The sequence below is a fragment of the Algivirga pacifica genome, from assembly GCF_039543525.1.
Classification (GTDB): Bacteria; Bacteroidota; Bacteroidia; order Cytophagales; family Flammeovirgaceae; genus Algivirga; species Algivirga pacifica.
This window is the reverse complement of the sequence record NZ_BAABJX010000043.1, coordinates 1-12868: the sequence shown is the minus strand read 5'-3', so window position 1 is coordinate 12868 and position 12868 is coordinate 1. Positions and strand designations below refer to the sequence as shown.

Annotated in this window: 9 protein-coding genes; 7 read left to right on the top strand and 2 right to left on the bottom strand. The window is 39.2% G+C overall.

The window, feature by feature from the left end; translation table 11 throughout:
* Positions 1-16 precede the first annotated feature (16 nt).
* From ABD985_RS14290 to ABD985_RS14270, 5 genes are all read left to right on the top strand, one after another.
* Positions 17-670 (top strand): YceI family protein, encoded by a 654-nt coding sequence (locus ABD985_RS14290; protein ID WP_345372846.1) that lies wholly within the window; start codon positions 17-19, stop codon positions 668-670.
* A gap of 360 nt (positions 671-1030) precedes the next feature.
* Positions 1031-2050, top strand: a complete 1020-nt coding sequence (gap, locus tag ABD985_RS14285) for a type I glyceraldehyde-3-phosphate dehydrogenase (protein ID WP_345372844.1) — start codon at positions 1031-1033, stop codon at positions 2048-2050.
* 150 nt (positions 2051-2200) lie between these two features.
* Positions 2201-5329 carry a two-component regulator propeller domain-containing protein gene (locus tag ABD985_RS14280; RefSeq protein WP_345372842.1) on the top strand — a complete coding sequence of 1043 codons (3129 nt, stop codon included), beginning with the start codon at positions 2201-2203 and terminating at the stop codon, positions 5327-5329.
* Positions 5330-5363: 34 nt separating this feature from the next.
* Positions 5364-6056: an ABC transporter ATP-binding protein gene (locus tag ABD985_RS14275; RefSeq protein ID WP_345372840.1), complete on the top strand. Its 693-nt coding sequence runs from the start codon at positions 5364-5366 to the stop codon at positions 6054-6056.
* Positions 6057-6202: 146 nt separating this feature from the next.
* Complete coding sequence (locus tag ABD985_RS14270; protein ID WP_345372838.1) at positions 6203-6943, top strand: class I SAM-dependent methyltransferase; 741 nt, start codon at positions 6203-6205, stop codon at positions 6941-6943.
* Between the two features lie 198 nt (positions 6944-7141).
* On the opposite strand, the gene ABD985_RS14265 is transcribed toward ABD985_RS14270, so the two are convergent.
* A complete protein-coding gene (locus ABD985_RS14265) occupies positions 7142-7417 on the bottom strand; it encodes a hypothetical protein (protein WP_345372835.1) in 276 nt (91 codons plus the stop codon).
* A gap of 480 nt (positions 7418-7897) precedes the next feature.
* Between ABD985_RS14265 and ABD985_RS14260 the strand changes: the two genes are divergently transcribed.
* The gene (locus tag ABD985_RS14260; protein WP_345372833.1) at positions 7898-8881 is read left to right on the top strand and encodes a tetratricopeptide repeat protein; all 984 of its coding nucleotides are present in this window, start codon (positions 7898-7900) and stop codon (positions 8879-8881) included.
* 380 nt (positions 8882-9261) lie between these two features.
* Here ABD985_RS14260 and ABD985_RS14255 read toward each other — a convergent pair whose 3' ends face one another.
* Positions 9262-10089, bottom strand: coding sequence for an aminotransferase class IV (locus tag ABD985_RS14255; protein ID WP_345372832.1), 828 nt, complete (start codon positions 10087-10089; stop codon positions 9262-9264).
* Positions 10090-10359: 270 nt separating this feature from the next.
* Between ABD985_RS14255 and hrpB the strand changes: the two genes are divergently transcribed.
* Positions 10360-12816, top strand: a complete 2457-nt coding sequence (hrpB, locus tag ABD985_RS14250; protein WP_345372937.1) for an ATP-dependent helicase HrpB — start codon at positions 10360-10362, stop codon at positions 12814-12816.
* Positions 12817-12868 lie beyond the last annotated feature (52 nt).

The following is a 12868-nucleotide window of genomic DNA, read 5'->3' as shown; positions in this document are numbered from 1 at the left end:
TAATTTTAATTTTCTTATGAAAAAAATCATTCTTTCAGCAACCATCTTGGCTAGTACCCTATGGGCTGTTTCTTGCAATCAGAAAACTACCAAAGAAGAAAATACAGAAGTAACACAAGAAGTAGCACCTACAGAAGCAGGTACTGCAACCTATAGCTATGATAGTAGCGCGACTTCTATCCTGTTCACTGCTTACAAATACACCGAGCGTGCAGGTGTTGGAGGGAAATTCACGGACTTCTCTATTACAGCAGGTAACGAAACTGCTGCTACTCCAGAGGAGCTTTTAACAGGAGCTACCTTCTCTATTCCTGTAAGCAGTATAAAAACAGGAGATGCCAGCAGAGATCATAAAATTAAAGAATTCTTTTTCGGAACGCTGAATGCCACCGATGTATTGAAAGGTAGCATTAAAGAAATCAAAGAGGGAAAAGTGATTGTTGACCTTACCATGAATTCGGTAAGTAAGGAGATTAGCTTAGACTACTCTATCGATGCTCAGAATGTCCTTCGATTAAAAGGTAATTTAGATGTTAGCATCTTTGATGCCCTACCGGGTATTGAAAAGTTAAATGAAATTTGCCATGACCTTCACACTGGTAGCGACAATATTTCTAAACTATGGCCTGATGTAGACATCACTATCAAATCTACATTGATGAGAAATTAACCTAGATTGATATAAAAAAGGCAATGAAGCACTCATTGCCTTTTATTTTGCAAAAAAAGCATTTTAATAATCGTATTTTGTACACATAAAGTGCTATTTTTGTTTAGATCTGTAATTCAGCACAAAACCCAATATTAATTGTCTTTATTACGATTGTGACAAGGGACAATGGTAACCATACTCCCTGAAAATTATGACCTTAGTCATCAATTATACTTATCAGTATCCTTAAGTTTGTATACATCCTTGAAAGAATAGAGTGATTTCAAGGAATTAATACAACCAAATATATTCTTACCCTTACCACAATAAGGAGTTAAGAAAAATTTTCTTTTATCCATACAAAATAAGAACATCACTATGTCAACAATCAAAGTTGGGATTAACGGATTCGGTAGAATCGGTAGACTAGTATTCCGCGCTGCACAAGAGAAAGAGAACATCGAGATCGTAGGTATCAACGACCTTTTGGACGTAGACTACATTGCATATATGCTTAAATACGATTCTGTTCACGGAAGATTCAACGGTGAAGTAGAAGTGAAAGACGGTAACCTTATCGTAAACGGTACTACTGTTCGTGTAACTGCAGAAAGAAACCCAGCAGACCTTAAGTGGGATGCGATTGGCGCTGACTACGTAGTTGAATCTACAGGTTTGTTCCTAACAAAAGAAACAGCAGAAGCTCACCTTAAAGCTGGTGCTAAAAAGGTAGTTATGTCTGCTCCATCAAAAGACGACACTCCAATGTTTGTTTACGGTGTAAACCACGACAAACTAACTGCAGACATGAACATCGTTTCTAACGCTTCATGTACTACTAACTGTCTTGCTCCTATCGCAAAAGTATTGAATGACAACTATGGTATCTTGGAAGGTCTAATGACGACTGTTCACGCTACTACAGCAACTCAAAAAACAGTTGATGGTCCTTCAATGAAAGACTGGAGAGGTGGTAGAGCTGCACTTTCTAACATCATCCCTTCTTCTACAGGTGCTGCAAAAGCAGTAGGTAAAGTAATTCCTGAGTTGAACGGAAAACTTACTGGTATGGCATTCCGTGTTCCTACGGCTGACGTTTCAGTAGTAGACTTGACTTGTCGTTTGGAGAAAGGTGCTTCTTACGAGGACATCAAAGCAGCAATGAAGAAAGCTGCTGACACTCCAGTTGCAGAAGGTGGTCTTCAAGGAATCCTAGGCTATACAGAGGATGCAGTTGTTTCTCAGGACTTCGTTTCTGATGCAAGAACTTCTATCTTCGATGCTGACGCTGGTATCGCATTGAATGACAACTTCGTAAAAGTTGTTTCATGGTATGACAACGAGTGGGGATACTCAAACAAAGTGATTGAGTTATTGTCTTATATGTCAACACTATAATTATTACTTACCTTAGGGATATACTTACTGTCCTCTAAGACTAAGTATTGCATTATTTATCTAAAAAGCTGGTTATTCTTGTGAATAATCAGCTTTTTTGTTTTTTTCTACCAAAATGAGAATTCCTGCTAAACAACACGACTGACCAATATGTACGTCAAACTATTTCAACTACTACTCAGCTTATTTTTGGGTATTTCTTTTGTACAAGCACAACAATACCATATTACACAATACACCAATCGAGAAGGACTTGCTCAAAACCACTCCGTCTCTTTGGCTATGGATAGTAAAGGATATTTATGGATTGGATCTTCTGAAGGAGGAGTTTCTAGATTTGATGGACATACGTTTGACGTTTATGACACCTCCAATGGACTTTCCAGTAACTTTATCCAAAAGGTAACTGTTGATGCACTTGATAATGTATGGGTCCAAACCTCTAAAGGCTTGCATTGCCTAGATGGTCAAAAAGTACATTACTTGCATACAGAAGGTACCATGACAGTACACTCCCAAGATAGCGTTTATATTCAAGGGCCTAAATATACCTTGGAAGTATGCACTCCAACAGGACTTCTTCCCACCTATATCAAGTCCGACAAAGCCTATAACCATATTGCTCATAATCAAAAAAAGGACTTTCTGTGTGCCCGCAACAATCAGATAGAATTATTCTCCCGTGATGGTCACTTGGAGGGGCAGTGGGAATTACCACACAGCATCAACAATATTACAGCTGCCTTTCAGGAAGATGCATGGTGGATTGGCACAATAAAAGGTCTTTATTTACTTCAAAATAAACATTTATCTTCTCCATACCCTGAGCTAGAGCATTGCCAGATCACAAGTATACTCCCCTTGTCTTCACAGCGACTTTGGATAGGCACCCAGCAAAATGGTGCTATTTTATGTACTCCCGACGGCCTGAAGATTTTAAAAGAAGAAAATGGCTTAAGCAACAACATTCAGGATATTCTAGCTGATCAACAAGGAGGCATATGGTTTGCAGGTAAGGATGGTATCTTTAGGTTACACAACCTTAGCGTACTTTTTTATCCTTTCAAGAAAGAACGTATCCAAAGCACCTTATCACTACATGAAAATGGAATTGTCGCTACTTCCCAAAAAAGACTTTATTTCTTCCATAAAGAGCTCCTAACTCCTCTACCCTATCCTAAAAACATCAGTACATCTGATAAAAAGCTATTTGCAATCCATCAGACCCCTTACATCCTATCGAAGGATCGCCTCTATTATCCTGATTCTTCTAGAACGTTTATCCGACGCCATAGATTCAGCTATAAGGATGTACCTGAAAATGAGGTATTCAAAGCCGCCATTGAATGGCAAAAATCCATCTATATAGCTGGAAAAGAAACCCTATATTCCAGTAAGTATTCCCTGGATTCCTTAAATCAAGTCCCTTCTCCTACTACCATGAAAGGTATTTCCTGTCTAGCGGCAACTCCTCAGGCTCTTTGGGTAGGCACTCAAAAAGATGGTATTTTTCGATTAGACACTAAAGGAAACTTCAAACAATTCACCTTAAATGATGGACTGTCTTCTTTACATATCAATACTCTGATCACAGATAAAAAAAATAACCTTTGGGTAGGAACCTCAGGAGGAGGCCTCTTAAAAATATCCACAGAAGAGCAGGTCACTACTTATCAAGAAGAGAACTTTACCTCTACCAATATCTACTCCCTGGAGTTTGATCCATATGGTAACTTATGGGCGGGAAGTGATCGAGGAATGAATAAAATCATTTTTATACAGAATGATTACCTTAAAGTAGAGCGGTATCAAGGTTCTGAAGGAATCACCCAACTGGAATATAGCAAAAACAGTAGCTGTATAGATCATAAAGGGCAACTATGGTTTGGCAGCAGTGAAGGGATTTATTGTATCAACCCTGAAAAGGATTTACTTAACATGATTCCTCCCAAAACTTACCTTACAGGAATCAATGTCAACTTCCAGGATGCGTCCTTAATGGAATATGCCGATCACTTCACCCCGTGGCATCATGTTCCTGTAGACCTTTCGCTTCCTCACGGAAAAAACCACCTGACTATTTACTTTTCAGGGGTTACTATGGATCTACCTGAAAAGGTGAAGTATCAATGGAGACTTTCCGGCATTGATCAGGCATGGACTACTGCCTCTAAGCAATCTTTTGCCAACTACTCCAACCTTCCAGCAGGGAACTATACTTTTGAGGTCAAGTCCATTAATGCCAGAGGACTAGAAAGCAACGATACCGCAGTGCTACACTTTGAAATTGATAAGCCTTTCTATTTCACTAAGCTATTTCTCACTGTCGTATTAGGCTTACTTGTTGTACTTATCAGGTGGTGGTACAAACAAAGGGTTAGTAGCTATGAAAAAGCAAAAGCTTTCTTAAGAAAGAAAGTGGCTGAAAGAACCGAGGAATTAGAGCAACAACGGAGCAAGCTCAGCCAACAAAGTCAAGCCATGCAAAAACAACATGAAGAGCTCAATGGCATTTATGAGCGCATGTCCAATAGCCTACAATATGCTGGTAAGATACAAGAAGCAATCTTACTTAAGGAAGATACCTTTAGTGAATTATTACCACAATCCTTTACCTTATTTCAACCTAAAGAAACTGTTGCTGGGGTATTTTTCTGGGTACATCAACATCAAGAACATATCCATCTGGCTTTGATCGATTGTACCAACCGAGGAGTTCCTGCTGCATTTATTTCTATTGTTGGTAAAGAAATGCTTACTAGAGTAGTTCAGAATTTCCCGAAAGCAAGTCCTGCTGAAATACTGGAACTCCTTCACGAAGAATTTGTCTCAGTCCTTCACGCTGAATCCAAGGCCCATATCAACGATGGTATGGATATCGCTTATTGTGACATCAACCTTAAAGAAAGAATCCTCACCTTTGCAGGTGCCCGTAGACCTTTATTTGTTATGGAAGAGGGTATCATCAGAGAGTACAAAGGAGACTTTTGCAGTATTGGTATTCAATACAATAATAAAATCAAGAATTCATTCACCAATCAGGTAATGCCTTTAAAAGAAGGGAATACCTATTACTTGTTCTCTGATGGATTCACCAATCAGTTTGACCAAAACGGAAAAAAATTCAAGAAATCGCAACTCAAGGCACTGCTGGAAGAGTCTGCGTCATATCGTATGGAGGAGCAAAAGCAAATCCTCTCAGAGGCATTTCAAGAGTGGAAAGGTGATGTAGAGCAACTGGATGATATTTTATTCGTTGGGTTTAAAGTAACTGAATAACTATTTTTACACTTGAAATAAAAAAGTGCAATCTATGACAAAGGAAACAACTCCACTATTGGAGGCTAAGAATATCTATAAAACATATGGAAAAGGGAAGCCAGTACTTGCTGGCATTAACCTCACCGTAACTAAAGGAGAAATCATTTCTATCGTCGGAGCATCCGGAGCGGGTAAGAGCACACTCCTACAGATACTAGGTACCCTAGACACTCCTGACCAAGGAGATGTATTGCTTGAAGGAGATATCATTAATCAAATGGAAGGGAAAGCCCTGACACATTTACGCAATCAACGGATTGGCTTCGTTTTTCAATTTCACAACCTGCTTCCTGAGTTTACAGCATTGGAGAACATCTGTATACCTGCCATGATTGCTGGACAATCCTTGGAGAAGGCCAGAGAGATCGCCTTACCCTTAATGGAAAAGCTTAATATTGCACATAGGCAAGACCATAAACCAGCGCAGATGTCAGGAGGAGAGCAACAAAGAGCTGCCGTTGCCAGAGCACTCATCAACCAACCTGCGCTCGTATTTGCTGACGAACCTAGTGGTAATCTTGACTCTGCCAATGCAGAAGAATTACACAACCTCTTTTTTGATCTTCGAAACGAATTAAACCAAACATTTGTTATCGTAACTCACAATGAGCATTTCGCCAATTTAGCCGATCGAAAACTTGAAATCGTGGATGGACAAATTGTTCATCAAGCTAAACTTGGATAATACCAACTCCTCTCCCACATGGAACTGTAAGGAGTAAAGTGAATTAACACTTTTTTAGAAAGTTGGATTCATTATTATTAAAGTAATGTTTTAATCCTAATTATTACTTTCATTCATCTTCATTTGAACCATTGAAAAACCATATTATGAGTGATCACTTCTCAAAGATCTCTTCGGCATATCACAAGTATCGTCCGGTTTATCCAAATACCTTTTTCGAATTTCTATTTGATCAAGTAAAAAATACGGACCTAGCCTTGGACTGTGGTACAGGTAATGGACAAGTAGCTCAGTTTTTAGCAGAGCGCTTTGATAAAGTCTATGCTACCGATATTAGCCTTGACCAACTTTCTATCGCAGACTATAACCGAAAAGTAGAATATTTACAGTTCCCTGCCGAAGACCTTCCCTTTGCTGACGATGTCTTTGACTTAGTAGCTGTAGGGCAAGCAGCACATTGGTTTGATCTGGAAAAATTTTACTCAGAAGTCAAACGAGTGTGTAAAAATGGTGCTTTAATCGCCATATTTGGCTATGGAGATCTTGAAATCAACCAGGAAGATTTGAATTCTTTGTACAAAGGATTTCGAGAAAGCGTAAAGGACAATTTTCCTAAGGAAGAAGAATGGGTTCAAAAAAAATACGAAGGAATTCCTTTCCCATTTGAGGAAATTAGTATTGAAGAAGAGTTTAGTATCAGTAGCCTTTGGGATATAGAGCATTTATCAGGTTATATCAGTACTTGGCCTGGCATACAAAATATTATCACGGATAAAACCAATCCACTAAATGCTTTTAAAGAGTTATTTCAACAAACGCAAGGAGGGAAACAAGACTTCAGGGTTACTTTCCCTATGTTTGTAAAAATAGGTAGAATAGAAAAATAATGAGCACCTTCTATACAAGAGGTTGTCATCACGACTACTAGGTGAGCTCATTTTTCAATAGATAAAGAAGAAAGAGTGAAGGATTGTAAACCTCTATACAAGTTTTACAGTCCTTCACCCTTTCTTCTTTAACATTACAAGTGTATATCCTTGAATGGCTTTTACGTTTTAAATAAGGTGTGAAATCACCTCTTTAGTTTAGGCAGCTAATTTCTTTAACTCAGCCACAGGCCCAAATTCCTTGGACTGTATAGCTTTTCTACCTTTCAGCAATACGACTTCCGAAGGAGAAAGTTTGTTTTCCATCAAGGAAGCAAGCACTTTGTCATAAAAGGCTTTAGCCTCTATATCTGCTCCTTTCTCAAACTTAAATTTCTTCTCGTTTGCCTTCACTGGTCTCCCAGGAATCACTTCATACATACGAAAAACGACTTCGTAACGACTGCTGAAAAGCTTTTTAATAAAGTTGATCATAGTATTGATTATAATTATATACTCGCAAAATATGCTTCAAATTTTGTACACTTTTATCCTTACTTGCCATTTATTAACGACCATAAGGAAAATATTCGTATCTAAAATTCATTTTTATTAAAAAAATCACATCGAAAATTATAAGATAAAAAAAAGCCTGATCCTACAAGAATCAGGTTTTTCAATATTTCTAGTGTCAAATTAATTCAATTTAATACGTTTTTTGAAAGAAAAACAACTTATACAATACTTCTTCCTAAAAACAATCTTTAGTCGTCACATAAACAACCTAAAGATAAATTCTATCAAATATTATATTTTTTTTATAACTGACCAAATATTATTTTCATAAAATAAGAGGCATTGTACTTTTACAGATATATCTTCTATAAATTGTTAACCAATTATAATATAGTCCTTATATTGTCTGGCATACAAAACCGCATTGGCTTTAGCATAAAAGACTAAACTGTATTTCTGGTGAGAGATATTACTGCACTTCAATTTCGCTTTAGATTTATAGATACTACAGGGCGAACTGATGTACTTCCCACTACAGGAAGTATCAACGACATACAACTTAAACTAGGGAAAGGCTGTATCTTTGTAGATGACATCTATAAAGTCAACCGATACCAGAACAAGCTAATTATTACGCTCTATCCTTTTGCTACTGTCTCAGGTAATATTGCTAAAAGGTATATTGGCGAACACCATGCCATTATCATACAAACCAGTAGCTTTGCTAAAGAACTAGAAGCTAATATTGACCGAAAAATAGGGAAAGTTAAAATTCTCCATAAAAGACAAATTAAGGACAATACAGCCAAGTTACTAAGTACGCAATGTCCTAGCTGCCACTCTCCTATTGATTTAGAAAATCGTCCGGCAACCTACTACTCCTATTGTGACCATTGTGGGGCTATTTTCAATAAATACGGCTACTCTATTTCCGAAGGGGAACACTATGGCATATGTCCGGAAACCGGATACTTCGATCGCATTAAAAACTACCGGGAATATAAGATGTTCATTAGCCCACAGGAGGTCTCCTTCAGTGCAAAAAAGTATTATTGTAGTGATATGCTAGAGATTATATTTCTCAAGGAGTACTTCTATAAAAATATCACGCTACTGATTGGTGTATTCTTAATGGGAGTGCAGCATATTTTTTCCAAAACCAGCAGACAACCTGATTTTGAAGAATTAGGAGAAGCAAACTACTATGCCTACACGGGTGAGATGTCCAAAGCATGGGACATTTACCATCAAATGATCTCTAGATTACCCCACCACCCTGGGTTCTATCACAATCTAGGACTAGCCTACCTCAAACTAAAGCGCTATAAAAGGGCTGTAAAGTACTTTGAAAAGGCTTTGGATGGATGCAGCAACTATACGCCAACACTAAAGGTGCTAGAAAAATACAAGAGAAGAGCCTTTGACTACTCTGAAGAGGAGTAAGCTTGTTCATAATGTTTAGTTGAGCTTCGCTCGTTCATGGTGTTTAGTTGAATCGTTGAATTTCAATACTTCGTATTGAGTTGAATTGAGCTTCGCTCGTTGATTCGAGTTGAATCGTTTATTGAATTCAATAAACGATTCAACGGTTCAACAAAGCCATTAGGTAGTATGACGGTTATTTTTTCAATCTTAATATATGGCGTCAGTTACGCTGCTTGTTGAGTCGAGTTGAATTCTTCACAAAGCCCGGTAAACAATACAACTCGATTCAAGATACCATGTAATGGAGTAAAGCTCAGTTCAACTCTGCGAAGGAGAAATTCAAGGATTCAACTAAACATTATGAACGAGCGAAGCTCAACTAAACACCATGAACAAATCTAACCGCCATAATAGGCCTTTTGAAAGATTCTTTTCCAAGTCGAGACACTCTTGTATGATCTTCCTTCTAAAGCTTTCACGATATGTACTCCTGCGACATTAGCACTTAGAATACAATCTGCAGTCAAAAGGTCCTGCTTGCGGGCCATGACCTTTTTTACTTTGTAACCGAGGTCTTCCAAGGTTTGTATAATATTTTTTCGGGCAATTCCTGCTACGCAGCCTGTTTGTAACCTTGGTGTGTATATTTGATCATTTTTCACCCAAAAAAGTGCACTGCTAATAAACTCACAGAGGTATCCTTCGCTATTCATCAATACCAGATCATCCACCTGCTTTTCTTTCTTCTCGATCCCTGCCAATACGTAAGTCATAGACGACAATGTCTTCGCAAAAGAAATCGCTGAATACTGTACAAACGAACGTTCACAAAAATCAACTGTGACCCCCTCTTCGTAAGTAACTGGCGTAAAATCCCTAGCTGTTAGTAATACATGAAAACCCTGTGATGTAGGAGTATACAATCCCCCTTTTCTTCTCCACACCATTAACTTAAAGCGTACATCTCCCTCGAATTTATTTTTCTCTTTTAATTGTCTACATGACTTTAATAACCATTCTAGATTTAAAGCCTCAACATCTTTATCAAAACCCATGACCTTCATTCCTTTTTGTAGACGTTCCAGATGATCCACCGCAAACTGTAAGCGATCATTCTTCATGATAATGGTTTCAAAAAGTCCATCTCCATAGGCAAAACCTCTATCTTCTATAGGGATCGTTACCTTTTTCTTCTCTAACAGCTCAAAATTATAGTTTACAAACATATTTATCTGGTCTTTGAAAAGTCTACAAATTGAATGTCCCGAATATACGCATTAGTCCTTCTTGCTACCAACCATTTAAGTATATTGCTATCTTTGCCATAGAAAAGTATCGATAGTCATCAAGACTGACACAATCCCATGTGGCTGGTCGGTTATCACTTGTAAACGGTAAGCCATAGCCTATCGATTAAAAATTGGTGAAAGACTATCAATAATGCCTAGACAGATCGAAAGAACAAGCATATTTTGAAAAACATAGACCTACCTGTAATGGAGGTAGTTCCTGAGGTCAAAGAACTACTCCAAACGAATACTTCCCTTATCCTCAAAGCCCCTCCGGGAGCTGGAAAAAGTACCATACTGCCTTTAATGCTTATGGAAGAAACATGGCTGAAAGGTAAAAAAATCCTGATGCTAGAGCCTCGTCGCCTTGCAGCCAAATCTATTGCCAGCAGAATGGCCGAGCTCTTGGAAGAGCCCGTAGGCCAACGGGTAGGATACCGCATACGTTTCGAGCAAAAGGTAAGTCAGCACACACAAATTGAAGTGCTCACCGAAGGAATCTTAACACGTATGCTCCAGTCGGATAATGCACTGGAGGGTGTCGGATTAGTTATCTTTGATGAGTTCCATGAAAGAAGTTTGAATGCCGATCTTGCTTTAGCACTCTGTAGAGAATCACAACAAATTCTTCGGGAAGACTTACGTGTTTTGATTATGTCTGCTACCCTAGACATGAGTAAGCTTTCATCACTTTTACACGCACCTGTAGTAGAAAGCCAGGGTAAAATGTATCCTGTCAACGTACAGTATACTGGAGAATCAGACCCTTATTTACTTCCTGAAATGACTGCTAAAACAGTCAAAGAAGCATTGCAAAAAAACGAAGGAGATATTCTGGTATTTCTTCCCGGACAAGGCGAAATCAAAAAGTGTGAAGGGCTATTAAAACATACTCTCCCTAAAGATATTGCTATCTTGCCACTTTATGGACAGCTTCCCATGCGACAGCAACATGCGGCAATCTTCCCTCATAAAGAAGGAAAAAGGAAAGTAGTGCTAGCTACCTCCATTGCGGAGACCAGTTTAACCATAGAAGGCATTAAAGTGGTCATTGATACGGGCTATGGACGATATTCCCAGTTTGACCCCAACACTGGACTTTCCCGCCTAACCACAGAGCGTATCTCCAAGGATGCTGCCGAGCAACGAAAAGGCCGTGCAGGCCGACTATCAGAAGGCACTTGTTACCGTATGTGGACTGCTGCTACGCACGAGCGCCTTAGCGAACATCGCATGCCTGAAATAGAACAAGCTGACCTGGCTGATCTAGTACTAGACATGGCACAATGGGGTATTGAAGATCCTCAAGATTTAACCTGGTTAACGCCACCTCCAAATGGTAGTATGGCACAGGCACAAGAGTTGTTACATCAATTAGAAGCCATGGAAGATGGTGTAATTACTGAACATGGTAAAAACATGCACCAACTTCCTTGCCACCCTAGGGTTGCTCATATGTTACTGGAAGCAGAAGACATGGACTTATTGCCATTGGCCACTGACCTCGCCGCTATACTGGAAGAAAGGGACTTTCTAGGAAAAGAAGCAGGTATTAATGTCAATCTCCGTATCGAGGCCTTAAGACGGTATCGAAAAGAAAAAGGGCAAGGCAAGAAACTAGGATATATCGAGAAGATCGCCGCCAATTACCGTAAGCTCTTTAACATAGATGCTGAAAATGGCCTTTTTGATGAATATGAAACAGGTTTACTCCTCGCTTTTGCGTATCCAGAACGAATCGCTTGTAGCCGTCCGGGAAACAATGCACAGTTCCAACTTGCCAATGGAAGGATTGCGGCAGCAGGTCATCGGGATGAGCTAGCACACGAATCTTGGCTAGCCGTAGCTCATTTGGATGCTCGAGATGGGCTAGGGAAAATATTCCTCGCCTCTCCCCTCAATCCCAAAGATCTTGCTCCCATGGTCAAAGAAGTAAAGGTAATTACTTGGGACACTGAAGATGGAGGATTGATCGCTACAAAAGACTTACGCATTGGAAATATTATCCTAAAGTCGACACCGTTAAATGAAATTGATGAAGAAGAACGTATTCTAGCCATTTGCGATGCCTTAAAAAAAGAAGGAGAGCAGCTACTTCCTTTTGATAAGGAGGTAGAAGCCTGGCAAGCAAGAGTGCTAAGCTTAAGAATATGGAGACCTGCTGAAAAATGGCCTGATGTAAGTACTCCAACACTACTTCGCACATGTCAAAAGTGGTTATCTCCTTATTTAAAAGATATACGCAAGCCACAAGACCTCAAGAAACTTCCTTTAATGGATATTCTAGAACATAGCTTGGAATGGGAACAACAAAATAGACTCTCTGAAGTAGCTCCTGAACGTATTGAGGTACCTAGTGGCTCAAAGATAAAAATTCAATATCAAGCTAATGGAAGTCAACCTATACTAGCTGTACGACTTCAAGAAGTGTTTGGTATGACGAGCACTCCCCATGTCAACGATGGAAAAGTAGCATTATTGATGCATCTACTCTCTCCCGGGTTTAAGCCTGTACAAGTCACCAGTGATTTACACAGCTTTTGGGAAAATACTTATCATGAAGTGAAAAAGGAGTTAAAACGTCGATATCCTAAACACTCATGGCCAGAAGACCCTTGGAGTGCGGAAGCCGTACGGGGAGTCAAGAGAAAAAAAATCGAGTAGGAAGGTAGGGATTAGTTCCCTACCTGTCCTCTCACACCACCCTGCGTACGGA

What these genes read in the sequence shown, in the direction of transcription:
- ABD985_RS14290 (WP_345372846.1), top strand. Translation starts at nt 17, where the DNA reads ATGAAAAAAATCATTCTTTCAGCAACCATCTTGGCTAGTACCCTATGG.
- ABD985_RS14270 (WP_345372838.1), top strand. Translation starts at nt 6,203, where the DNA reads ATGAGTGATCACTTCTCAAAGATCTCTTCGGCATATCACAAGTATCGT.
- ABD985_RS14280 (WP_345372842.1), top strand. Translation starts at nt 2,201, where the DNA reads ATGTACGTCAAACTATTTCAACTACTACTCAGCTTATTTTTGGGTATT.
- ABD985_RS14265 (WP_345372835.1), bottom strand. Translation starts at nt 7,417, where the DNA reads ATGATCAACTTTATTAAAAAGCTTTTCAGCAGTCGTTACGAAGTCGTT.
- ABD985_RS14255 (WP_345372832.1), bottom strand. Translation starts at nt 10,089, where the DNA reads ATGTTTGTAAACTATAATTTTGAGCTGTTAGAGAAGAAAAAGGTAACG.
- ABD985_RS14275 (WP_345372840.1), top strand. Translation starts at nt 5,364, where the DNA reads ATGACAAAGGAAACAACTCCACTATTGGAGGCTAAGAATATCTATAAA.
- hrpB (WP_345372937.1), top strand. Translation starts at nt 10,360, where the DNA reads ATGGAGGTAGTTCCTGAGGTCAAAGAACTACTCCAAACGAATACTTCC.
- gap (WP_345372844.1), top strand. Translation starts at nt 1,031, where the DNA reads ATGTCAACAATCAAAGTTGGGATTAACGGATTCGGTAGAATCGGTAGA.